This is a genomic window from Roseivivax sp., assembly GCF_054552075.1.
This window is the reverse complement of record NZ_JBTOLZ010000001.1, coordinates 1-21,974: the sequence shown is the minus strand read 5'-3', so window position 1 is coordinate 21,974 and position 21,974 is coordinate 1. Positions and strand designations below refer to the sequence as shown.

Genomic DNA, 21,974 nt, shown 5'->3' with positions numbered 1-21,974 from the left:
TCCCGGTCGCGCGCTCACCCTTTACCCCCTGACCCCGCTCACGGGTTACCTCTCTCTCCACTCACGGGTTCAGCGTCACCGCGCGGACCCACCAGCCGGGCCGGGCCGCGGCGATCCGCTGGGCGGCCGCCTCGGCGGCGCGAAGATCCGCGTAGAGGCCGAAGCAGGTCGCGCCAGACCCGGACATGCGCTGGAAGAGCGCGTCCTCGCCGAGCGCGGAGAGCGCCTCGGCAATCGCGGGGGCCTCGGCCTCGGCGGGGGCGGAGAGGTCGTTGCGGGTCTCGGACAGGAAGGCCGCCACCGCGGCGGGATCGGGCGTTGCGGGCCAGATCTCGGCCATGGGTGGGTTCTCGTGGCTCTCGAGCGCGGCGAAGATCGTCGCGGTCGAGACCGACACCCCGGGGTTCACCAGCACCGCGGGCAGCGCCGGCAGGCCGGGCACCCCGCGCACGCCCTCGCCCGCCCCCGAGATCCGCTGCGCCGTCGGCACCAGGCACATCGGCACATCGGCCCCGAGCGCCATGGCCTGGCGCGGCAGCGGCATGCCCCAGAGCTCGGCCAGCGCGCGCAGCGTCGCCGCGGCATCCGAGGAGCCGCCGCCGATACCCGCTGCACTGGGCAGGTGCTTCTCGAGAGTGATCCGCGCCCCCCGCACCGGATCGAGGAAGCGCGCCGCGCGCAGGACCAGGTTCTCCTCGCCCGGGGGCACGCCCTCGGACATCGGGCCCGTCACCTCGAGCGTCAGTTCATCGGCCTCCTCGACGCGCACCACGTCGCCCAGATCGGCAAAGACCACCAGCGAATCGAGCAGGTGGTAGCCGTCGGGGCGTTGTCCGGTGATGTGCAGCGAGAGGTTGACCTTGGCGGGTGCCTGTTCCTCAACCATCGCTCTCCGCGGCCACGCTCAGGGGCGCGGCCCCTTCCTCTTCGAGCACGCGGTCCAGCCCGACCTCGAGCTTGCGCCGGATGCGATCGGGGTCGGCATCCTCGGACACATCCTCGAAGTCGACGAAGGACAGCGCGCGTTTCCACATGAATTCCGCCTCGAGCTCGCGGCCCACCGCCCAATAGGCGTCGCCCAGGTGATCGTTGACCACAGGGTCGATGGGCATCAGCTCGGCGGCGCGTTCCAATTGGCCCACGGCCTCGTCGTAGCGCCCGAGCCGGTAGTAGACCCAGCCCAGGCTGTCGACGATATACCCCGCATCGGGCCGGGCGGCCACCGCCCGTTCGATCATGTCCAGCGCCTCGTCGAGCTTCTCCTGCTGTTCGACCAGCGAATAGCCGAGGTAGTTCAGGACCTGCGGCTGCTCGGGATTGAGCTCGAGCGCGGCGCGGAAGTCGGCCTCGGCGGCCTCCCAGTTGCCGGAGCGCTCCTGCGCGATGCCGCGGGCGTAATAGAGGAACCACTGCGCCCGGTCGGGCTCGGAATAGCTGTCGAGCGCCCGGCTGTAGGCGGCGATTGCGGCCTCGTAGCGGTCCTGGCGGCGCAGGAAATCGGCCAGGGTGGATTGCACCACCGGCAGCTCGCCATGGGTCTCGGCCAGGCTCTGCAGCGCCTCGAGCGCGGCATCGGTGCGGCCGATCTCGCGCAGGGCCTCGGCGCGGCCGATCTCGGCGGCATGGAAGGCCGGGTCGTCGCGGGGCACGGTGTCATAGGTCTCGGCGGCGGTCTCGAACTGGCCGAGGGCGCGCAGAAGCTCCGCGGCCATCAGCGTGGCATCGGTGTGATCGGGCGCGAGATGCTGGGCCACCCGGGCGTAGAGCAGCACGAAATCCTCGCTGGCCTCGGCGCTGAGCGCCGAGCCGATGGTGTAGAAGGTCTCGGCCAGCCCGTCCTTGGCGCCGCGGATGCGGTCGAAGGGCACCGGATCGCCCTCTTCCAGCGCCGCCACAAGGTCGCGCAGCTCGGGGTCGAACTCGGCGCTGAAGGAACGGTCGATCAGCGCCAGCGCCTCCTCGGCGCGGCCGAGCTGGCTCAGCACCGTGGCGCGGGCGATGATCGCCTGGCGGGTGGCATCGACGCCGCCGCCCATCTCCTGGGAAAAGAGCGCCTCCGCGCCTTCGAAATCCCCGACCGAGGCCAGCGCCAGCGCCTTGTGGTAGCCCGCGAAGGGCGCCAGCCCCTGGGTGTCGGCCACCGCGTCGAAGGCGTTGAGCGCCGAGGACATATCCCCCTGCCCCAGGAGCGACCAGGCCCGGATCAGCCCGTCGACCAGCGGCCCCGCGCCGCGGTTCTCGTCGATCGCGGCCAGCACCGCGCCGTAGTTCTCGAGGCCCATCTCGCGGGCGAGCACCGCCATCTGGCCGACCTGGGTGCTCTGGTTCTGCGCGATCACCCGCTGGCCCAGGTCCGCCGCCCGCGCGACATTGCCGAGCGACAGATGCGCCAGTGCCGCGCGCTCGAGGAACTCCGGGCTCTCGCCGTCGTGCATCAGGGTGCGGTCGTAATATTCCGCCGCCGCGGCGAAATCGCCGGTCATCCCGGCGTGGCGCGCGGCCAGGTAGTCGCCGGCGACGCCCTGCGCCCCCGCGGCGCCCGGCAGCGTCATCGCGGCGGCCAGCAGGCCAGCCCGGATCCAGTGGCGCTTAGTGCCCGTCATGCGGCATTCCTTCGGCTCGAACCTCGTTCGGGCGATGGTAAACCCGCGGCTCACCGGCTTGCAATGCAAGGGGCGGCCCGCAGGCCGCCCCATCCGTCACGTTCCCGTATGGCGCCGCGGCGCGGCTCACATGTTGGGGTAGTTCGGCCCGTCGCCGCCCTGCGGCGTGGTCCAGACGATGTTCTGCGCGGGATCCTTGATGTCGCAGGTCTTGCAGTGCACGCAGTTCTGGAAGTTGATCACGAAGCGCGGCTCGCCGCCCTCGTCGGGGGTCACGAACTCGTAGACGCCCGCCGGGCAGTAGCGCTGCGAGGGCCCGGCATAGAGCTTCCAGTCCACCTCGACCTGCTTCTCGGGCTCCTTGAGCTTGAGATGCGCGGGCTGGCTTTCCTCGTGGTTGGTGGCCGCGAAGGAGACATTGGTCAGCCGGTCGAAGCTCAGCTTGCCGTCCGGGCGCGGGTAGTCGATCTTGGCATGCTCCGAGGCCTTTCCGGTGGCCGCCGCGTCGCTCTTGCCGTGTTTGATCGTGCCCAGGACCGAGAAGCCCAGCGTGTTGGTCCACATGTCGAGCCCGCCCAGCGCCAGGCTGGTGGTGAGCCCGTATTTCGACCAGAGCGGCTTGACGTTGCGCACCTTCTTGAGGTCCTGGCCGATGGCGCCCTCGCGGACCTCCTTCTCGTAGTCGGCCAGCTCGTCCGAAGCCCGGCCCGCCTGCAGCGCCTTGTGCGCCGCCTCGGCCGCCGCCTTGCCCGAGAGCATGGCGTTGTGGTTGCCCTTGATGCGCGGCACGTTGACCATGCCCACCGAGCAGCCCAGGAGCGCCACGCCCGGCGCCACCATCTTCGGCATCGACTGGTAGCCGCCCTCGGTGATCGCCCGCGCGCCATAGGCGACGCGCTTGCCGCCTTCCAGCAGCTCCGCGACCATCGGGTGATGCTTGAAGCGCTGGAACTCCATGTAGGGGTAGAGATGCGGGTTCTCGTAGTTCAGGTGCACCACGAAGCCCACGTAGACCTGGTTGTTCTCGAGGTGGTAGATGAAGGAGCCGCCACCGGCGTTCTTGCCGAGCGGCCAGCCCATGGTGTGGGTGACCGAGCCCTCGCGGTGCTTCTCGGGGTCGATCTCCCAGATTTCCTTCATGCCGAGGCCGAACTTCTGCGGCTCGCTCTCCGCATCGAGCCCGTATTTCGCGATCACCTGCTTGGAGAGCGAGCCGCGCACGCCTTCGGACAGGAAGACATATTTGCCGTGCAGCTCCATGCCCGGCTCGTAGCCCTCGCCCTGGCTGCCGTCGGCGTTCAGCCCGAACTCGCCGGCCACGACGCCCTTGACCTCGCCGTTGTCGCCCCAGACCAGCTCCGAGCAGGCCATGCCGGGGAAGATCTCGACACCCAGCGCCTCGGCCTGTTCGGCCATCCAGCGGCAGACGTTGCCCATGGAGACGATGTAATTGCCGTGGTTGTTCATCAGCGGCGGCATCGGCCAGTTCGGCACCCGGACCTTGCCCTCTTCGCCCAGGAGGTAGAAGTGATCCTCCTTGACCGGCACGTTCAGGGGCGCGCCCTTCTCCTTCCAGTCGGGGATCAGCGCGTCGAGCCCGCACGGGTCGAGCACCGCGCCCGAAAGGATATGCGCCCCCACCTCGGAGCCCTTCTCCAGCACCACGACCTCGAGATCGGCATCGAGCTGCTTGAGCCGGATCGCGGCGGACAGGCCCGCGGGCCCGGCTCCGACGATCACCACGTCGTATTCCATCGCTTCGCGCTGGATATCGGTCATGTCTCTCCCTTCAGGACCGCCCGGCGCGGCCCGCTTCGCTGTCAAACTTGCCCTGAATTAGAGGCTGGGGGCCGGGAGGGTCAATTGTGACACCGCGTCCCGCGGGGCGCCAGCCCGCCCCGCAGCGCCCCTTTGGCGCGCAAACGGGCGCTTGCCGGCCCGCGCAAGTGCCTGTGCGCCCTTGCAATCAGAGGCCCTTCGGGTCAGGTATTTCAGAACCGCTTGCGGCCCCTTCGGCGGCCGCGCCCCGGCAGATCAGACGTTCGGACGACACCATGGACAAGATATTGATGACCCGCGCGGGGTATACCGCGCTCGAACGCGAATTGAAGACGCTGAAGTCCGAGGAACGCCCGGCGATCATCCAGGCGATCGCCGAGGCCCGCGAGCTGGGCGACCTCAAGGAAAACGCGGAATACCATTCCGCGCGCGAGAAGCAGGGATTCATCGAGGGCCGCATCAAGGAACTCGAGAGCATCCTGGGCCTCGCCGAGGTGATCGACCCCAAGACCCTCTCGGGCGCGGTGAAATTCGGCGCCACGGTCAAGGTCGTGGACGAGGACACCGAGGAAGAGAAGGTCTGGCAGATCGTCGGCGAGCACGAGGCCAACATCGAGAAGGGCCTGTTGAACGTGAAATCGCCCATCGCCCGCGCGCTCATCGGCAAGGACGAGGGCGACAGCGTCGAGGTCCGCACCCCGGGCGGGGAGAAGAGCTACGAGATCCTCTCGATCGAGTTTGTCTGAAGGCTGAAAGGGCCGGCGCAGAATGGCCGACGCGAATGAGAGCCGTGGCAAGGGTCTCGGCGGCTTTCCCCCGCGGGACCGCCCCGAGCCCGCGGGCGTCGCGGGTCCGGCGCTCCTGGCGGGGCTCGCCTGGCTGGTGCTGGCCGGCGCGGCGCTGGCCGCGGGCGGCATCGGCATGGGCGATGGCACGGGCGCCCCGGTGCTGCTCCTGGCGCTCCTGGCGCTGGTCCTGCCGCTCGGGCTCATTTGGGTCGGCGCGCTCACGGTGCGCTCGGGGCGGATCATCCGCGCCGAGGCGGCGCGGCTCGACGCCGCCGTCGAGGCGCTGCGCCGCGCCCACCAGCAGTCCGGCCGCGACGGCGGCGCCGACAGCGGCGCGGCCATCGCCAAGAAGCTCGACGAGATCGCCGCCACCCAGAAGAAGACCGAGACCGCGCTGGCGATGTTCACCTCGACCCGCGCCCGCGAGGGCCTCGGCCGCCGCGCGGGTGGCAGCGGCGGCGCAGGCGCCCCTCAGGGCCCCGAGGGCCCGGACGCCGATCAGCCCGACCTGGCGCTCGGCACGCCCGCCGAGGTCTTCGTGCAAAGCCTGCCCAACGGCGATTTCATCCGCGCGCTGAACTTCCCCGACACCGCCGAGGACGAGGTCGGCTTCGCCGCCCTCCGCCGCGCGCTGAAGCACCGCCCCGCCGCCCAGCTGATCCAGGCCAGCCAGGACGTGCTGACCCTGCTCAGCCAGGACGGCATCTACATGGACGACCTGCGCCCGGACATGGCGCGCCCCGAGCTCTGGCGCCGCTTCGCCCAGGGCGAACGCGGGCGGCCCACGGCGGCGCTTGGCGGGGTGCGCGACCGCGCCTCGCTGGCGCTGACCAGCACGCGGATGAAGGAGGACCCGATCTTCCGCGACGCCGCGCATCACTTCCTGCGGCTCTTCGACAAGGGCCTGGCGCGCTTCGAACCCGAGGCCAGCGACACCGAGATCACCGCCTTCGCCGACACCCGCAGCGCCCGCGCCTTCATGCTCGTCGGCCGCGTCGCCGGCACCTTCGACTGAGCTCCTGAGCGCGGCGCGCCGCCGCAGCCACCTCCAGCACCAACCCTCGACATCCCGGCGCCGCCCCCAAGGCGACGCCCAGCAAAAACGCGCCACCCCTCCAGCCGCACCACCAGCCCAAAACAACCCCGCTCACCCCCGAAGCGCCACCGCCGGCCCCGCAGCCCCCCCCCCAGCCCTTCAGCTTGGCCAAAATACCTCGGGGGTGAATGCGGGCGGCACGCCCGCAGAGGGGGCAGCGCCCCCTACGGGTCCGGGGCGCCGCAGGCGGCCCGGACCCACACTCACATGGCCCGAGCCACCAGGACCTACAGCCCGAACTCCGAGTAAGGCAGGAACCGCACCGGATCGCCCTCGCAGATCTCCCGCGCGCCGTCGTCGAGCTCGACCAGCCCCTCGGCCCAGGACAGGCCCGAGACCCTTCCGGAGCCCTCCGAGGGGAAGACCTCGGCGCGGCCGTCGCGCAGGCGCGCGCGCAGGTATTCGCGGCGGCCGGGTTTCTTGCGTTTCGCAAAGCCCGCGGGCACCTCGCGGCCCAGGGGCGCCTGCCAGCCCGCGCCGGCCAGGAGCGACAGCGCCGGGCGGGCGAAGATCAGCGTGCAGACGAAGGCCGCGACCGGGTTTCCGGGCAGGCCGAAGACCGGCAGCCCCTGCCAGAGGCCCAGCGCCAAGGGGCGGCCGGGTTTCAGCGCGATGCGCCATTCGGTCATCGCGCCGGCGGCGCGCAAGAGCGCGGAGACGTGGTCCTCGTCGCCCGCCGAGGCGCCGCCCGAGGTCAGGAGCACATCGGCCTCCTCCCGCGCCCGGTCGAACGCGGCGGAGAGCGCCGCGCGGTCGTCGGGGATGCGGCCGAGGTCGAGCGGCGCATGGCCCCAGCGCCGCAGGAGCGAAAGCAACATCGGGCGGTTGGCGTCGTAGATCGCCCCCGGCCCGGCTTCGGCGCCCGGCTCCACCACCTCGTAGCCGGTCGAGAGCACCGCGACCCGCAACCGGGCGCGGAGCGGCAGGTCTCCATGCCCGGTGGCGGCGGCCAGTGCCAAGTCAGGCGGGCGCAGGACCTGGCCGGCGGAAAGGATGCGCGCGCCCGCCTGCATGTCCTCGCCGGCCTTGCGGGTGTTGGCGCCGCGCTTCGGCGGACCGCGGAAGGCGAGGCCCGCGGCATCGACCGCGCAGTCCTCCTCGAGGACCACGGTGTCGACGCCTTCGGGCAGATCCGCGCCGGTCAAGACCCGGAGCGCCGCGCCCTCGGGCAGCACGCCTTGAAACGGCGCGCCCGCGGCGGCGCGGCCGGGGTGCAGCGGCAGGTGCACGGCGCCCGCCTCGGCGGCGGCCAGGGCCGCGGCATGGGCGAAGCCGTAGCCGTCGACAGCGCTGTTGGGATGCGGCGGGTTGGCCCGACGGGCCTGCAGATCCTCGGCGAGGATGCGACCCTCGGCCTCGAAGAGATCGCCGGTCTCGACCCCGGTGACCGGGCGCAGCCGGTCGCGCAGAAGCGCCAGAGCGTCATCGACCGGCGTCCAGTCGACGCCCGGCGGCAGGGCGAAGCAATCGTTCTGCAGGGGCGGTGGTTGCAGGCGCGCGGCGCGCTCCAGCGCGGCCTCCTGCCCGGCGCCGAGGATCGCGCCCTCCTCGGGGGCGGTGACGGCGAGCATGTCCTCCAGCACCTCCTGCGGCAGCGTGGCGAGCGCCCGTGCCAGCAGCCGGACCTGGTGGGCGTCGCGGATGCCGCCCGCGGCCTCGGCGGCCTTCACCGCGCGGTTGATGAGCCCCGGCCAGATCTCCACGAAGACTGCCGGCGCCTCCGCCAGCGCCTCGGGCTCGAAAGGCCAGACCGCCGCCCCGAAGCGCCGCCGCAGCCGGTTCAGGACCGGCAGCCCGGTCATCACCTGGCCGCCGACCGCGCCCGCGCCGCCCATCTGCCAGGTCGAGAAGACGCCCTTGATCCCCGCCTCGGCGGCGCGATGCTCGGCCATGCCGTGGCCCGCGCGGGTGTCGCGCCGGGGCAGATGCGGCAGATCGGCCTTGCCGCCGTTGAACCAGAAGGGCCCGGTGCCGGGGAAGCCCGCGTTGATCCGGTCGGCGAGCGCGAAGCGGTTGTTGCCGCGCGGGCCGTCCTCGAGCGCCGCCTCGAACCAGTCCCAGAGCGCGAAGGGATCGGCCCGCCCGGTCAGCGCCTCGGCGAAGCCCGCCGGGTAGCCGAAGGGGAAATCGAAGCCGATCAGCACCCGCTCGCCCGCGTCGCGCGCCGCCGCGAGCAGCGCCGCGAGGCGCGCCTCGGCCTCCTGCCGGTTGCGCAGGTATTCGGGGTCCCCGCCCGCCTCGCAGAGCCAGATCGCATCCTTGCGCGGGCGCGGGCCGGTGTCGTTGCCGCCCGACCAATCGACCATGACGGTGCGGTCGAAGGGTCTCACAGCCCCACCTCCGCGAGGATGAAATCGGCGATCGCCGCGGTGTCGTCGAGCCCGAAGACCGGCCGGTCGAGCGCCGGGGCGCTGTCCGAGGCCACGGCGCGGATGGTCGGGTCCTCGGGGGCGATCAGCGGCTGGCCGGTTTCGGCACGATGGGCCTCGATCTTGGGATGGCGGTCGCGCTTGTAGCCCTCGATCAGCACCAGATCGACAGGGGCGAGCCGGGTCAGGAGCGCCTCCAGCGTCGGCTCCTCGGCGCCGCGCAGCTCGGTCATCAGCGCCACGCGGTTGCGCGACGACAGCAGCACCTCGCGGGCGCCCGCCTCGCGGTGGCGGTGGCTGTCGCGGCCCTTCTGGTCGACGTCGAAGCTGTGATGGGCGTGTTTCACCGTGGAGACCGAGAACCCCCGCGCGCTGATCTCCGAGACCAGCCGCTCCATCAGCCCGGTCTTGCCGGAGTTCTTCCAGCCGGTGACACCGTAGATCCTCATGGCGCCAGCGCCTCGGCCCGGGCGAGGTCCTCGGGCGTGTTGACGTTGAAGAAGGGATCGCCCGGGTCCTCGAAAAGCGCCTCGCGCCCGCCGTGGGCCTCGGTCCAGAGCACCACCTTGCGGGTGCCCGCCTTGAGCGCCGCGCGCAGATCCTCGCGAAGCGCCACGGGCCAGAGCCCGAAGGTCGGGTGCCGCACCCGCCCGCGCTTGGGATCGGGCGTGGCCGCCAGGACCAGCGGATGCGCCATGCCGCGGGCCTCGGCCTCAAGCCGCGCCACCAGGTCGCGGGGGAAAAACGGCGTGTCGGCGGCGACACTCACCAGCGTCTCGGCGCCCGCCTCGGCGGCCCAGTCCAGCCCGGCCAGCACGCCCGCGAGCGGCCCGGGGAAGTCCGGCAGGCTGTCGGGCAGGACCGGCAGGTCCAGGTCGGCAAAGCGCGCCGGGTCGCCGTTGGCATTGAGCGCGAGGCCCGCGACCTGGGGGACAAGCCGGTCGGTGACATGGGCAAAGAGCGAGGCGCCGCGCAGCGCCAGCCGCCCCTTGTCGCCGCCGCCCATGCGGCTCGCCTTGCCGCCGGCGAGGATGACACCGAGGGGCGCGCTCACGCGCCGGCCCCCTTGCGGCGGGACTTGCGGTCTTCCTCGGGCACGCTTTCGGGGTCGATGTCGCGCAAAAGCCGCGCGTCGCCCGCGAGGCAGGTGAAGCGCTTGCCGCGCATCCGCCCGATGCAGGTCAGCCCGACCTGGCGGGCGATCTCCACGCCCCAGGCGGTGAAACCCGAGCGCGAGGCCAGGACCGGGATGCCCATGAGCGCGGTCTTGATCACCATCTCCGAGGTCAGCCGCCCGGTGGTATAGAGGATCTTGTCGCCCGGCGGCACATCCTCGAGGAACATCCAGCCGGCGATCTTGTCGACGGCGTTGTGGCGGCCGACGTCCTCCATGTAGACCAGCGGCCGGTCGCCCTGGCAGAGCACCGTCCCGTGGATCGCCCCGGCCTCGAGGTAAAGCGAGGGCGTCGTGTTGATCTTCCGGGCGAGCGTATAGAGCCAGGAGGCGCGGACCTCGGTCTGCGGCAGCTCCAGCCCCTCGAGCCCCTCCATCATGTCGCCGAAGACGGTGCCCACCGCGCAGCCCGAGGTGCGGGTCTTCTTGCGCAGCTTCTCCTCGTAGCTCGTCTGCGAGGCGGTGCGCACCACCACGGTCTCGAGCTCCTCGTCAAAGTCGATGGCGGTCACCCGCTCGCCGTCGCCCAGCATCCCCTGGTTGCGCAGGAAGCCCACCGCGAGGTAGCGCGGATGGTCGCCGATGGTCATGGCGGTGACGATCTCCTGGCCGTTGAGATAGATCGTCAGGGGGCGCTCTTCGACGACCGGGATCTCGACCTCGGCGCCGGTCTGGTCGCGGCCGATGACGCGGCGGGTCAGGCCCGGCCCCTGGGGCGCGGGGGCGATCAGGTAATCGCCGGGTTCGTCGGCATTGTCAGGCATTTGCACATTCCCTGCCACGGGGCTAAGCCTTCGCGCAAGCAAAGGTCGGGGCAGAAGTCATGGCGGGTTCGGACGTAATGTCAAGTTATCGGCGCGGCGTGAAGGACGGGCTGCCCTTCCTCCTGGTGATCGTGCCTTTCGGCATGCTGTTCGGCGTGCTGGCGACCGAGGCGGGGCTCTCGGTCTTCGAGGCGCTGTCCTTCTCGGTGGTGGTGATCGCGGGGGCCTCGCAGTTCGCCGCGCTGCAACTTCTGCAGGACCAGGCGCCGGTGCTGATCATCCTGGCCTCGGCCCTGGCGATCAACCTGCGGATGGCGATGTATTCCGCCGCCATGACCCCCTATATCGGCAAGCTGCCGTTCTGGAAGCGCGCGGTCGCGGCCTATTTCCTGGTCGACCAGGTCTATGCCTGCGCGGCGCTCGACTACGAGCGTCACCCGGCGGAAAGCGCCGCCCAGCGCTTCGGCTACTTCCTGGGCGTGGCGACGCCGATCTGTCCGGTCTGGTATCTCGCGACGATTCTGGGCGCGCTCGTGGGCGGGGCGATCTCGACAGGCTACGGGCTCGACTTCGCGCTGCCCATCGCCTTCCTGGCGATGATCGGGCCGATGCTGCGCACGCCCGCGCATGTGGTGGCGGCCCTGGCGGCGGTGACCGGCTCGCTGGTCTTCGCCTGGCTGCCCTTCAACCTCGGCCTGATCGTCGGCGGCATCATCGGCATGGTCGCGGGCGCCGAGACCGAGCGCCGGCTCGAGGCGCGGAGCGCGGAAGGAACGCGGACATGATCGACACCGGCACCCTCTGGATCGTCATCGTCGGGCTGGGGCTCGGCAGCTTCGGGATGCGGTTCCTGTTCCTCGGCCTCGTGGGCGACCGCGAGATGCCGCCCTGGGTGCTGCGCCACCTGCGCTACACCGCCGTGGCGGTGCTGCCGGCGCTGATCGCGCCCCTGGTGATCTGGCCGCGCGGCACCGGCGGCGAGTTCGAGCCGGTGCGCTTCGTGGCGGCGCTCGTCACCTTCGCGGTGGGCTACTGGTCGAAGAACGTGCCCGCCGCCATGCTGACCGGCGCGGCGGTGCTGGGGCTGGGGCTCGGGTTCCTGGGCTGAGGCTCGGGGGCCGATTGGTCCTGCCGTTGGACTGAGGTGCTGGGTCTTGGGCCGAGGTCCGAGGGGGCGCGGTGCACACCACTGATCCTGTCTCGCGCATTCCTCGCGGGGTCCTGGTCTGGCGCTCCAGGAGCATGCGGGGCCAACCACCCTGCCCTGCACGGACCGCGCCGGAGCCCCCGCCCCAGCTCAGACGCCCTCAGGCGCCGCCGGACTTCCGGAAGGCTTCGACGGCTTCGGTCTTGTCGTCGGCGTCGCTTTCGTAGACCGCCCGGGTCTCGACGCCGGGCACCGCGCCGAACTGCTCGGCCAGCCGCTTCGGGAAAAGCACCGGAGAGATGCTCTCGAAGCCCGGCAGCTGGCGCAGGATGCCCGCGGTCTCGCTGGTGCAGAACATCGGCCCGACCGCGCCATTGGCCATGGCGAGCCGCAGCGCGCGTTCGGCCACCTCGGGGCTCACCTCAACGCGCTGCACGACGACGTGATAGGTCTCGCGGGCATGGGCGCTTTCGTAGAAGCGCGCCACCTCGGGCGTGATGCCATAGAGCACGTCGCCCTTCTCGGGGATCTGGGGGTGTTTCACCGAGCCCGCGGGATCGAAGATCACCCGCTGCGAGCCGTTGATCATCAGGCTCGTATGGGCCCCGGCGCCGGAGTTGTTCGACACCATGGTGTAGAGCGTCAGCGCCGGCGGCCCGTCATGGCGATAGGCCGCGCGGGTGATCTCCTCGGGAGAGGCGGCGTTGCTCTGCGGCTCGGCGCAGGCGGCCAGCGCCAGGGCCGCAAGGACCGGCAGCGCCGGCAGGCGCGGGAATCTCTTCCGCATGAACCGTCCCCTCCCTCGCGCTTTGCGCGGCGCCGATCAGGCGTTGAACATCGCCAGCAGAACCACCGCCACGAGGATCACGACCACCGTGCGGATGGTGAAGGTGACAAACCCCGCGAAGGTCTTCTCGTGGTCCTTGATGTCCATCTCGCCGTGCTTGTGTTCGGCCATGGCTGGTATCCTTCCAAACTGCGTGTCGGCCCGCGATCTAGCGGATTCGAGCGGGGCTGTCACGCCGCCACGGGCGCGCGAATGGCCGCATCCGCCCTATATGGCGCGAAAGCGCCACGCCTCGGCGGCGTCGAGGTGACGCTCGGCCCGGCCGTGGTGCCAGAGGTGCAGGCAATGGGCCATGGCCTCGACCATGGCGAGCCCGTATTCGCCGTCCGAGATGCGGCGCATGAAGAGCGGCGGGAAACATTCCGCGGCGCTGCGCGGCTCCTCGGCCAGGAAGGCCTCGAGCCGCCCCAGCGCGCCGTGGTGGTTGTCGATCAGCTGGCGCAGCCGCGTCGGGATGCCCCGGAAGGGCCGCTTGTGCCCGCCGAGGGCCAGTTGCTCGGGCGTGGCGTGTTCGCTGAGCCGGGTGCAGGCCTCGATCCAGTCGGCGACCGGGTCGGCCTCGGGCTCGGTGGCATAGACCCCGATGTTGGAGCTGATCGAGGGCAGGATCTGGTCGCCCGCCAGCACCAGCTCGCCGTCCTCGGACCAGAAGGTCGCATGTTCCGGCGCATGGCCGTTGCCGATCCGCACGGTCCAGTCGCGGCCGCCGATGACCATGCGGTCGCCCTCCTTGATCCGGCTGTAGCCCAGCGGGATCGGATGCACGATGTCGGCGAAGTTGAAGGGCCGGCTGGCGGCGCGCTCGTCGTAGATCCGCCGCTCCATGCCGCAGCGCCGCCAGAAGCGCAGGGTCTCTTCGGTCGGGCGGGCCTGTTCGTCGAGCGTCAGCATCCGCGCCATGAGCATGGCGGTGCGGGTGGTGACGATCTCGGCGCCATGCTGCTCCTTGAACCAGCCGGCCATGCCGACGTGGTCGGGATGGTGATGGGTCAGGATCACCCGCCCCACCGGCTTGCCCTTGAGCGGCCCGGCCAGGAGCGCCTCCCAGATCGCCACGGCGCGGCGGCTGTGCACCCCGGTGTCCACCACGGTCCAGCTGTCGCCGTCGTCCAGCGCGTAGACATTGACGTGATCGAGCGCCATGGGCAGCGGAAGCCGCAGCCAGAGGACGCCCTCGGCCACCTCGATGGCCTCGCCCTCGGCGGGCGGCTCCTCCCAGGGATACCTTATGCCGCGCGCCGCCACGTTCATGCCGCGAGGTCGTCCGGCGTGATCGCATAGAGGTCCTCGGCCCCGCCGCGCGCATGGGCCAGGAGCCCCGCGTGTTCCGGCAGGAGCCGGGTGATGTAGAAGCGCGCCAGCCGCGACCGGGGCCCCTCGGGGTCGGCCTTGGCCGCGCGCAGGTGGTAATAGCCGCCGAGCACCCGGGCAAAGCCCATGAGGAAGGGCATGGAGCCCGCGAAGCGCGCGTTCATGTCCTTCTCGGCGACCAGCCATTCGACGGTCTCGCGCAGGGTCTCGGTGGCCTGCCAGACCGGCTCGGCGAGGTCCGGCATCTCGCTGCGGGCGGTCTCGGCGAAGCCCTCGATCTCGTCCAGAAGCAGGAAGGCCGCCTCGCCGCCGTCCATCATCTTGCGGCCGACGAGGTCCATGGCCTGGATGCCGTTGGTGCCCTCGTAGATCGCGGTCACCCGGACGTCGCGCAGGAACTGCGCCGCGCCGGTCTCTTCGACGAAGCCCATGCCGCCGTGGACCTGCACGCCCTCGTTGGCGACGCGGATGCCGGTCTCGGTGCCGAAGGCCTTGGCGATGGGCGTCAGGAGCGCGGCGCGCGCCTCCCATTCGGCCTCGCCGCCGGCGCGGGCCATGTCGATCGCCACGCCGCAGGCCAGCGCGATGGCGCGGGCGGCGAAGACATCGGCCTTCATCGAGGCCAGCATCCGGCGCACGTCGGCATGATCGACGATGCTGCCGGTGGCGTCGGGCAGATGCGATTTTCCCTGGGTGCGGTCCTGGGCATAGGCCAGCGCGTGCTGATAGGCGCCGTCGGCGATGCCGACGCCCTGCGCGCCGACGCCGAGCCGGGCGTTGTTCATCATGGTGAACATCGCCTTGATGCCGCCGTTGGGCTCGCCCACGAGCCAGCCCTGGGCGCCGTCGTATTCCATCACCGCGGTCGGCGAGCCGTGCAGGCCCAGCTTCTCCTCGAGCGAGACGACCCGCAGGCTGTTCGCGGGGCCGAGGTTGCCCTCGGCGTCGGGAATGTATTTCGGCACCATGAAGAGGCTCAGCCCCTTGGTCCCGGGGGCCGCGTCGGGCAGCCGCGCCAGCACCAGGTGGCAGACGTTCTCGGCCACGTCGTGATCGCCCCAGGAGATGTAGATCTTCTGGCCGCTGACCGCGTAGGAGCCGTCGCCGTTGGGCTCGGCCTTGGCCCGCGCCGCGCCCACGTCCGAGCCCGCCTGCGGTTCGGTCAGGTTCATCGTGCCGGTCCATTCGCCCGAGATGAGCTTCGGCAGGTAGAGCGCGTTGAGCTCCTCCGAGCCCCAGGCCTCGAGCGCGTCGATCTGGCCCTGGCTCAGGAGCGGGCAGAGCTGCAATGAGAGATTCGCCGCCGACAGCATGTCGTTGACCGCGGTGGCCATGGCCTGCGGCAGGCCCATGCCGCCGTGCTCCTGGCCCGCGGCGATGGCGACCCAGCCGCCTTCGGCCAGCGCCTGGTAGGCCTCCTTGAAGCCCTTGGAGGTGCGCACCACGCCGTTCTCCAGCCGCGCACCGTCGGTGTCGCCGTTGCGGCGGGTGGGGGCGATGACCTCTTCGCTGAGCTTGCCGGCCTCGGTCAGGATCGCCTCGACCACGTCGGGGGTGGCATCGGCATATCGATCCTTCTCGGTCACGCGGGCCAGGTCGACCACGTGGTCGAACAGGAACCGGAAATCCGCAACGGGCGCCGCATAAGGCATGACACATCTCCTCGGCGTCTTGGCAAGGGCGGCGGCTTCCACTAGGGAGGCGACCCAAGCCAGAGCATGGTTCTACTTGGCAAAACCTGTATTGCAAGGGTGCGACCCGGCAACAGAAACGCCGCGTCACGGGGTCGGGGGCCCAGGATGACCGAACGTCTGACCTTGGCAGAGGCCGACATCACGCGCGCCACGGAGATCTGGCGCCGCGGCGGACTCGTCGCCTTTCCGACCGAAACCGTCTACGGGCTCGGCGCCGATGCCTCCTCGGATGCCGCGGTCGCGGGGATCTTCGCAGCGAAGGACCGGCCGGATTTCAACCCGCTGATCACCCATGTCGCGAGCCTCGAACAGGCCAAGGCGCTGGCGGTCTGGTCCGAGGCCGCCGAGGCCTTGGCCGCGGCCTATTGGCCCGGGCCGCTGACGCTGGTGCTGCCTTTGCGTGAAGGCGCGCCGCTGTCGAAGCTGGTCACGGCGGGGCTGGGCTCGGTCGGCATCCGAATGCCCGCGCATCCGGTCGCCCGGCAGCTCCTCTCGGCCTTCGGCGGCGGGGTGGCGGCGCCCTCGGCCAATCGCTCCGGGCGGATCAGCCCGACTCGGCCCGAACATGTGCTCGACACGCTCGACGGGCGGATCGACGCGGTGGTGGCCGGCGGGCCCGCCGAGGTGGGGCTCGAATCGACGATCCTGGGGCTGACCGGCAAGCCGACGCTCCTGCGGCCCGGCGGGATCACCGCCGAAGCCCTGGCCGAGACCCTGGGCGCGCGGGTCTTCACCCGGCGCGACACCGAGGCGATCTCGGCCCCCGGGCAGACGCCCTCGCATTACGCGCCGCGCGCCGAGATGCGGCTCAACGCGGCGGAATGGCAGGAGGGCGAGGCGCGGCTGGGCTTCGGCGAGATGCCCTGCGATCTGAACCTCTCGGAGCGCGAGGATCTGACCGAAGCGGCGGCCAATCTCTTCGCGCATCTGCACGCGCTCGACCGCATGGGGCGGTCGGTCATCGCCGTCGCCCCGGTGCCGCACCGCGGGCTGGGAATCGCGATCAACGACCGGCTGAGCCGCGCCGCCGCGCCGCGGTAGGCGGGGGTTTGGCGAGCGAGTTAGGCGGGGCCCGCGAGGCCCGGCGGTTTGGCTAGTGCGACCTCTGCTGAGTTGCGGCGACGCGGGCCGAAACCAGCACTCAAACCGCCAAAATTCAGGCCGCGCGACTCATAAATAGCGATTTTTAATCAACACCTTAGGCCCGGCGCACCCAATCCGACGCTCACGCGCAGGCCCAGCCCCTCAGGCCTGCCCGCCCTCGGCCGAGAGCATCAGCGAGGACACCCCCAGCGTCGCCAGCGCCGCCTCCCAGGTGGCGGCGGCATCGGGCCCGAAGACCAGCGCGTCCGAGGAATCGCAGACCAGCCAGCCGTTGGCCTGCAGCTCGGCCTCGAGCTGCCCCGGCCCCCAGCCCGCGTAGCCCAGGCACATCCGCCGCCGCGCCGGGCCGCGCCCCGCGCCGATCTCCTCGAGGATGTCGAGCGTCGCGGTCATCGCCAGCCCGTCGGTCACGTCGAGCGAGGTCACATCCGACTGGAAGTCGCTGCTGTGCAGCACGAAGCCGCGCCCGGTCTCGACCGGGCCACCGAAGAAGACCGGCTCCATGCCCAGGCCCTCGACCATGTCGATCTCGAGCTGTTCGAGCAGGGTCGCCAGCTCGATTCCCGGCGCGGGCTTGTTCACGATCAGACCCATGGCGCCGTCCTCCGAATGCGCGCAGATGAAGACCACCGCGCGGTCGAAGCGATGGTCCTCCATCCCGGGCATGGCGATCAGCATGCGGCCGGTCAGATCGGTTTCCGGGTCGGTGGATAGCATGTCCTGTCCTTGCATGACCTTCTCAGCATGGCGACGGGCGCGCGGGGGCGCAAGGTCGCGGCTTGTCTCCGAGACGTGACTTTTCATTTCACCCCCAACGCGGCAGATCGGTGCGATGATCCGTGCCAGTCTTTTCGCCGCCGCCGCGGCGCTCGCCCTCACCGTCACCCCCGCGCCCGCCCCGGCCGAAGAGCTCGACGCCGTGGTCGCGGCCGAGCTGCGCCCGGGATGGCGGCGCGCCGACGGCACCCATATCGCCGCGTTGCACCTGAAGCTGGCGCCCGGCTGGAAGACCTATTGGCGCGCCCCGGGCGACGCCGGCATCCCGCCGGAGTTCGGCTGGCGCGGGTCCGACAACCTCGGCGGCGTCTCGGTGATCTGGCCCCGCCCCGAGGTCTTCGACCAGGCCGGGATGCGCAGCATCGGCTACGAGACCGAGCTGGTCCTGCCGCTGGCCGTGCGGCCCGCGGGACCCGGCGACGTGCGGCTGGCGGGCGACATGCAGCTGGGTGTCTGCAAGGACATCTGCATGCCGCACGAGCTGCGCTTCTCGGGTCTCTTGCCCGCGGGCCAGGGCGCGCGCGACCCGGCGATCGTGGCGGCGCTGGCAGACCGGCCCTTTTCCGCCGAGGAGGTGGGCGTCGGGGGCGTGAGCTGCTCCATCGCCCCGCGCGAGGGCGACGGGCTGCGGCTCGAGGCGCGAATCGAGATGCCGCCGGCGGGCCGCGAGGAAGAGACCGTGGTGGAGACCGGCAATCCCTACCTCTGGGTCGCCGAGCCCGCGACCCGGCGCGAGGGCGGCACGCTGATCGCCGCGACCGAGATCCGCCACATGGAGCAGAAGCCCTTCGCGCTCGACCGTTCGGCGCTGACCTTCACCGTGCTCGGCCAGAGCCACGCGGTGGAGATCGCGGGCTGCGGGTGAGGCGCGCGGCGCCGTTTCGGGGTCGGCCCTTGGGGGCCATTTCCGGGGCCTCTTCGCCCCCACGCTTCGGTGCGATGCGGGACCAATAGGCCCTCGGGTGGCCCCCTTCCGGCCCAATTCTCTGGGCTCCCCCTGCCCCACATACCGGTTTCTGAGCCGCGGGCCGGTTTCCGCGCCCCGGACCCGTGCGCGCGCCGACCTCGCGTCCCAGCGCTGCTGCTGCTGACCCTCTGTAGCGACGTAGCCGCAGCAACCGCCCCCCTGCCCCGTCGCTCCTGACCGCGCATAGCCCGCAGCGACCTACCCAGTCCCTACACACCCAACCCCACCAACGAAAAAGGCCCCCGGCGATCCGCCGGGGGCCTTTTCCTGTTTCTCTCGCGCGGCGCTTACTCGCGGCTTTCCGAGGTGTCCTCGATCACCGTGTCGAGGCTCTCGCCACCGGCGAGGTCCTCTTCCGGGGCGGCGAGGCGGGCGGCCTCTTCGGCCTCCGCCCGGCGCGCCTCGATCACCACGTTGTCGCGGTCCGAGGCGACCTTCTCGACGCGGTTGATCGCGCCGCCGGTGCCTGCCGGGATCAGCCGGCCCACGATGACGTTCTCCTTCAGACCCAGGAGGTTATCCACCTTGCCCTGCACCGAGGCCTCGGTGAGCACGCGGGTGGTCTCCTGGAAGGAGGCCGCCGAGATGAAGGACCGCGTCTGCAGCGAAGCCTTGGTGATGCCGAGCAGGATCGGCTCGCCCTTGGCCAGGCGCCCGCCCTTCTTCTCGGCCTTGGCGTTGGCCTCGTCGAACTCGATCTTGTCGACATGCTCGCCCTTGAGGAGCGTGGTGTCGCCGCTGTCGAGGATCTCCCACTTCTGCAGCATCTGCCGGACGATGACCTCGACGTGCTTGTCGTTGATCTTCACGCCCTGCAGCCGGTAGACGTCCTGGACCTCGTTGATCATGTAGTTCGCCAGCGCCTCGACACCCATGATCGACAGGATGTCATGCGGCGCGGGGTTGCCGTCCATGATGTAGTCGCCCTTCTGGACGTAATCGCCTTCGACCACCGGAATATGCTTGCCCTTGGGGATCATGTATTCCTTGGGATCGAGGTTCTCGTCCGCCGGCTCGATGGTGATACGGCGCTTGTTCTTGTAGTCCTTGCCGAAGCGCACGTAGCCGTCGATTTCCGCGATGATGGCGTGGTCCTTCGGACGGCGTGCCTCGAAGAGCTCGGCCACACGTGGCAGACCGCCGGTGATGTCCTTGGTCTTCGCGCCCTCGCGCGGGATCCGCGCCACGACGTCGCCGGCCTTGACCGACTCGCCGTCCTCGCAGGAGAGGATCGCATCCACCGACATCGGGTAGGTGACCGGGTTGCCCTGGTCGTTGCGCACCGGCTCGCCGTTCTCGTCCTGAAGGATGATCTCGGGCTTGAGCTCGTTGCCCTTGGGCGCGGCGCGCCAGTCGGTCACGATCTTCTGGCTCATGCCGGTGGCTTCGTCGGTCTCCTCGCGGACGGCGACGCCGTTCACCAGGTCGACGTGACGGGCCACACCGTCCTTCTCGGCGATGATCGGCAGGGTGTAGGGGTCCCACTCGAAGAGCTTGTCACCGCGCTCGATGTCCTGGCCTTCCTGGACGAAGAGCTTGGTGCCGTAGCCGACCTTGTGGCTGGCACGCTCGGCGCCATCCTCACCGACGATGCGGATCTTCATGTTGCGGCCCATGACCAGCAGGTCACCGGCAGCACTCACCAGCGTGTTCGGGTTCTCGTATTCGATCTTGCCCGACTGCGAAGCCTCCAGGAAGCTCTGCTGGCCGCCCTGGGCGACGCCGCCGATGTGGAAGGTCCGCATGGTCAGCTGGGTGCCCGGCTCGCCGATCGACTGCGCCGCGATGATGCCCACGGCCTCGCCGGTGTTGACCATGGTGCCGCGCGCGAGGTCACGCCCGTAGCACATGGCGCAGACACCCTCTTCAGCGTCGCAGGTCAGCGGCGAGCGGATGCGCGCATTCTGGACCGCGGCCTCCTCGATGGCATCCGAGGTGCGCTCGTCGATGAGCTGGCCTTCCTTGACCAGGACCTCGTCGGTGCCCGGCTTCAGGATGTCCTCGGCCGCGACGCGGCCCAGGAGGCGCTCGCCGAGCGAGGCCACCACCTCACCGTCGGAGATCGCCGCCTCGGCGGTGATCGACCGGTCGGTGCCGCAGTCGTGCAGACGCACGATGCAATCCTGCGCCACGTCCACCAGGCGGCGGGTCAGGTAACCCGAGTTCGCCGTCTTCAACGCGGTGTCCGACAGACCCTTCCGGGCGCCGTGCGTCGAGTTGAAGTATTCAAGAACGGTCAGACCTTCCTTGAAGTTCGAGATGATCGGCGTCTCGATGATGTCGCCGTTCGGCTTGGCCATCAGGCCGCGCATGCCGCCCAGCTGCTTCATCTGGGTCACCGAGCCACGGGCGCCGGAGTGGGCCATCATGTAGACCGAGTTCGGCTCTGCCTCGGCGCCGTTCTCGTCGGTCTTGGCCGCCGAGATGGTCGACATCATCGCCTCGGTCACCTTGTCGTTGCACTTCGACCAGGCGTCCACGACCTTGTTGTACTTCTCACCCTGGGTGATCAGGCCGTCCATGTACTGCTGTTCGAAGTCCTTGACCTGCTCGCGGGTCTCTTCGACGATCGACCACTTGTCCTGCGGGATGACCATGTCGTCCTTGCCGAAGGAGATGCCCGCGCGGAACGCCTCCTTGAAGCCCATGGACATGATCTGGTCGCAGAAGATCACCGATTCCTTCTGGCCGCAGTAGCGGTAGACGGTGTCGATGACGCGCTGCACGTCCTTCTTCCGAAGAAGCGTGTTGACCAGCTCGAAGGGGGCCTTGGTGTTGAGCGGCAGAAGCGCGCCCAGGCGCACGCGGCCCGGCGTGGTCTCGTAGCGGCGGATGACCTCCTGGCCTTCGTCGTCGATCTGCTTCACGCGGCAGTGGATCTTGGCGTGCAGATGCACTTCGCCCGCGTTCAGCGCGTGTTCGACCTCTTCCACCGAGCCGAAGACCATGTCCTCGCCCTTCATGCCTTCGCGCATGATGGTGGTGTAGTAGAGACCCAGGATCATGTCCTGCGACGGCACGATGATCGGCGCGCCGTTGGCCGGCGACAGCACGTTGTTCGTGGACATCATCAGGACCCGCGCCTCGAGCTGCGCCTCGAGCGAGAGCGGCACGTGCACGGCCATCTGGTCACCGTCGAAGTCGGCGTTGAAGGCCGAGCAGACGAGCGGGTGCAGCTGGATCGCCTTGCCCTCGATGAGGACCGGCTCGAAGGCCTGGATGCCCAGGCGGTGCAGCGTCGGCGCGCGGTTCAGCAGCACCGGGTGCTCGCGGATCACCTCGTCGAGGATGTCCCAGACCTCGGGGCGCTCTTTCTCGACGAGCTTCTTGGCCTGTTTCACCGTCGACGACAGGCCCTTGGCCTCGAGCCGCGAGTAGATGAAGGGCTTGAAGAGCTCGAGCGCCATCTTCTTCGGCAGGCCGCACTGGTGCAGCTTCAGCTCCGGGCCGGTCACGATGACCGAACGGCCCGAGAAATCCACGCGCTTGCCGAGCAGGTTCTGACGGAACCGGCCCTGCTTGCCCTTGAGCATGTCCGAGAGCGACTTCAGCGG

The 21,974-nt window shown here is 70.3% G+C and carries 19 protein-coding genes; 6 read left to right on the top strand and 13 right to left on the bottom strand.

Annotation, left to right across the window (positions count from 1 at the left end; genetic code table 11):
- Window positions 1–61: 61 nt before the first annotated feature.
- The 3 genes from ACX938_RS00095 to ACX938_RS00085 all read right to left on the bottom strand — a co-directional run bounded on the left by ACX938_RS00095 (window position 62) and on the right by ACX938_RS00085 (window position 4,382).
- Window positions 62–886, bottom strand: a complete 825-nt coding sequence (locus tag ACX938_RS00095; protein ID WP_459429499.1) for a 4-(cytidine 5'-diphospho)-2-C-methyl-D-erythritol kinase — start codon at window positions 884–886, stop codon at window positions 62–64.
- The gene (locus ACX938_RS00090) at window positions 879–2,603 is read right to left on the bottom strand and encodes a tetratricopeptide repeat protein (protein ID WP_459429498.1); all 1,725 of its coding nucleotides are present in this window, start codon (window positions 2,601–2,603) and stop codon (window positions 879–881) included. Before ACX938_RS00090 ends, ACX938_RS00095 begins: the two co-directional genes overlap by 8 nt.
- A 126-nt stretch (window positions 2,604–2,729) precedes the next feature.
- Complete coding sequence (locus tag ACX938_RS00085; protein WP_459429497.1) at window positions 2,730–4,382, bottom strand: electron transfer flavoprotein-ubiquinone oxidoreductase; 1,653 nt, start codon at window positions 4,380–4,382, stop codon at window positions 2,730–2,732.
- A 275-nt stretch (window positions 4,383–4,657) separates the two neighbouring features.
- Between ACX938_RS00085 and greA the strand changes: the two genes are divergently transcribed.
- A complete protein-coding gene (gene greA / locus ACX938_RS00080) occupies window positions 4,658–5,128 on the top strand; it encodes a transcription elongation factor GreA (protein ID WP_232752584.1) in 471 nt (156 codons plus the stop codon).
- A gap of 22 nt (window positions 5,129–5,150) precedes the next feature.
- Complete coding sequence (locus ACX938_RS00075; RefSeq protein WP_459429496.1) at window positions 5,151–6,185, top strand: hypothetical protein; 1,035 nt, start codon at window positions 5,151–5,153, stop codon at window positions 6,183–6,185.
- Between the two features lie 308 nt (window positions 6,186–6,493).
- Here the strand turns inward: ACX938_RS00075 and ACX938_RS00070 are convergent, their stop codons facing one another.
- From ACX938_RS00070 to ACX938_RS00055, 4 genes are read right to left on the bottom strand one after another with little or no spacing between them, the layout of a single operon-like run.
- Window positions 6,494–8,596: a molybdopterin-binding protein gene (locus ACX938_RS00070; RefSeq protein WP_459429495.1), complete on the bottom strand. Its 2,103-nt coding sequence runs from the start codon at window positions 8,594–8,596 to the stop codon at window positions 6,494–6,496.
- On the bottom strand, window positions 8,593–9,084 hold the full coding sequence (gene mobB / locus ACX938_RS00065) for a molybdopterin-guanine dinucleotide biosynthesis protein B (protein ID WP_232752586.1): 492 nt from the start codon (window positions 9,082–9,084) through the stop codon (window positions 8,593–8,595). The genes ACX938_RS00070 and mobB overlap by 4 nt, the downstream gene beginning before the upstream one ends.
- The gene (mobA, locus tag ACX938_RS00060; RefSeq protein WP_459429494.1) at window positions 9,081–9,689 is read right to left on the bottom strand and encodes a molybdenum cofactor guanylyltransferase MobA; all 609 of its coding nucleotides are present in this window, start codon (window positions 9,687–9,689) and stop codon (window positions 9,081–9,083) included. Before mobA ends, mobB begins: the two co-directional genes overlap by 4 nt.
- Complete coding sequence (locus ACX938_RS00055; RefSeq protein ID WP_459429493.1) at window positions 9,686–10,573, bottom strand: formate dehydrogenase accessory sulfurtransferase FdhD; 888 nt, start codon at window positions 10,571–10,573, stop codon at window positions 9,686–9,688. The genes mobA and ACX938_RS00055 overlap by 4 nt, the downstream gene beginning before the upstream one ends.
- A gap of 59 nt (window positions 10,574–10,632) precedes the next feature.
- Here ACX938_RS00055 and ACX938_RS00050 point away from each other — a divergent pair, with 59 nt between their 5' ends.
- Window positions 10,633–11,358 carry an AzlC family ABC transporter permease gene (locus ACX938_RS00050; protein ID WP_370634859.1) on the top strand — a complete coding sequence of 242 codons (726 nt, stop codon included), beginning with the start codon at window positions 10,633–10,635 and terminating at the stop codon, window positions 11,356–11,358.
- The gene (locus tag ACX938_RS00045; protein ID WP_232752590.1) at window positions 11,355–11,681 is read left to right on the top strand and encodes an AzlD domain-containing protein; all 327 of its coding nucleotides are present in this window, start codon (window positions 11,355–11,357) and stop codon (window positions 11,679–11,681) included. The genes ACX938_RS00050 and ACX938_RS00045 overlap by 4 nt, the downstream gene beginning before the upstream one ends.
- Window positions 11,682–11,880: 199 nt before the next feature.
- Here the strand turns inward: ACX938_RS00045 and ACX938_RS00040 are convergent, their stop codons facing one another.
- The 4 genes from ACX938_RS00040 to ACX938_RS00025 form a co-directional block, all read right to left on the bottom strand.
- Window positions 11,881–12,507 carry a hypothetical protein gene (locus ACX938_RS00040; RefSeq protein ID WP_232752591.1) on the bottom strand — a complete coding sequence of 209 codons (627 nt, stop codon included), beginning with the start codon at window positions 12,505–12,507 and terminating at the stop codon, window positions 11,881–11,883.
- A 36-nt stretch (window positions 12,508–12,543) separates the two neighbouring features.
- Window positions 12,544–12,678: an aa3-type cytochrome c oxidase subunit IV gene (locus ACX938_RS00035; protein WP_232752592.1), complete on the bottom strand. Its 135-nt coding sequence runs from the start codon at window positions 12,676–12,678 to the stop codon at window positions 12,544–12,546.
- A gap of 96 nt (window positions 12,679–12,774) precedes the next feature.
- Entirely contained in the window at window positions 12,775–13,818 is a 1,044-nt protein-coding gene (locus ACX938_RS00030; protein WP_459429492.1) for an MBL fold metallo-hydrolase, read from the bottom strand.
- Window positions 13,815–15,530, bottom strand: coding sequence for an acyl-CoA dehydrogenase (locus ACX938_RS00025; RefSeq protein WP_459429491.1), 1,716 nt, complete (start codon window positions 15,528–15,530; stop codon window positions 13,815–13,817). The genes ACX938_RS00030 and ACX938_RS00025 overlap by 4 nt, the downstream gene beginning before the upstream one ends.
- Window positions 15,531–15,677: 147 nt before the next feature.
- Between ACX938_RS00025 and ACX938_RS00020 the strand changes: the two genes are divergently transcribed.
- Window positions 15,678–16,613 carry an L-threonylcarbamoyladenylate synthase gene (locus tag ACX938_RS00020; protein WP_459429490.1) on the top strand — a complete coding sequence of 312 codons (936 nt, stop codon included), beginning with the start codon at window positions 15,678–15,680 and terminating at the stop codon, window positions 16,611–16,613.
- 204 nt (window positions 16,614–16,817) lie between these two features.
- On the opposite strand, the gene ACX938_RS00015 is transcribed toward ACX938_RS00020, so the two are convergent.
- Window positions 16,818–17,393, bottom strand: a complete 576-nt coding sequence (locus ACX938_RS00015) for a YqgE/AlgH family protein (protein WP_459429489.1) — start codon at window positions 17,391–17,393, stop codon at window positions 16,818–16,820.
- A 115-nt stretch (window positions 17,394–17,508) separates the two neighbouring features.
- Here ACX938_RS00015 and ACX938_RS00010 point away from each other — a divergent pair, with 115 nt between their 5' ends.
- Entirely contained in the window at window positions 17,509–18,318 is an 810-nt protein-coding gene (locus ACX938_RS00010) for a protein-disulfide reductase DsbD domain-containing protein (RefSeq protein WP_459429488.1), read from the top strand.
- Between the two features lie 389 nt (window positions 18,319–18,707).
- On the opposite strand, the gene rpoC is transcribed toward ACX938_RS00010, so the two are convergent.
- Window positions 18,708–21,974, bottom strand: a 3,267-nt coding sequence (rpoC, locus tag ACX938_RS00005; RefSeq protein ID WP_459429487.1) for a DNA-directed RNA polymerase subunit beta', incomplete at its 5' end; no start/stop codon positions are given.

Bases quoted from the DNA above. Each gene is read 5' to 3' on its own strand.
- ACX938_RS00095 (WP_459429499.1), bottom strand. From the start codon at position 886: ATGGTTGAGGAACAGGCACCCGCCAAGGTCAACCTCTCGCTGCACATC.
- ACX938_RS00090 (WP_459429498.1), bottom strand. From the start codon at position 2,603: ATGACGGGCACTAAGCGCCACTGGATCCGGGCTGGCCTGCTGGCCGCC.
- ACX938_RS00085 (WP_459429497.1), bottom strand. From the start codon at position 4,382: ATGACCGATATCCAGCGCGAAGCGATGGAATACGACGTGGTGATCGTC.
- greA (WP_232752584.1), top strand. From the start codon at position 4,658: ATGGACAAGATATTGATGACCCGCGCGGGGTATACCGCGCTCGAACGC.
- ACX938_RS00075 (WP_459429496.1), top strand. From the start codon at position 5,151: ATGGCCGACGCGAATGAGAGCCGTGGCAAGGGTCTCGGCGGCTTTCCC.
- mobB (WP_232752586.1), bottom strand. From the start codon at position 9,084: ATGAGGATCTACGGTGTCACCGGCTGGAAGAACTCCGGCAAGACCGGG.
- ACX938_RS00055 (WP_459429493.1), bottom strand. From the start codon at position 10,573: ATGCCTGACAATGCCGACGAACCCGGCGATTACCTGATCGCCCCCGCG.
- ACX938_RS00050 (WP_370634859.1), top strand. From the start codon at position 10,633: ATGGCGGGTTCGGACGTAATGTCAAGTTATCGGCGCGGCGTGAAGGAC.
- ACX938_RS00045 (WP_232752590.1), top strand. From the start codon at position 11,355: ATGATCGACACCGGCACCCTCTGGATCGTCATCGTCGGGCTGGGGCTC.
- ACX938_RS00040 (WP_232752591.1), bottom strand. From the start codon at position 12,507: ATGCGGAAGAGATTCCCGCGCCTGCCGGCGCTGCCGGTCCTTGCGGCC.
- ACX938_RS00035 (WP_232752592.1), bottom strand. From the start codon at position 12,678: ATGGCCGAACACAAGCACGGCGAGATGGACATCAAGGACCACGAGAAG.
- ACX938_RS00030 (WP_459429492.1), bottom strand. From the start codon at position 13,818: ATGAACGTGGCGGCGCGCGGCATAAGGTATCCCTGGGAGGAGCCGCCC.
- ACX938_RS00025 (WP_459429491.1), bottom strand. From the start codon at position 15,530: ATGCCTTATGCGGCGCCCGTTGCGGATTTCCGGTTCCTGTTCGACCAC.
- ACX938_RS00020 (WP_459429490.1), top strand. From the start codon at position 15,678: ATGACCGAACGTCTGACCTTGGCAGAGGCCGACATCACGCGCGCCACG.
- ACX938_RS00015 (WP_459429489.1), bottom strand. From the start codon at position 17,393: ATGCTATCCACCGACCCGGAAACCGATCTGACCGGCCGCATGCTGATC.
- ACX938_RS00010 (WP_459429488.1), top strand. From the start codon at position 17,509: ATGATCCGTGCCAGTCTTTTCGCCGCCGCCGCGGCGCTCGCCCTCACC.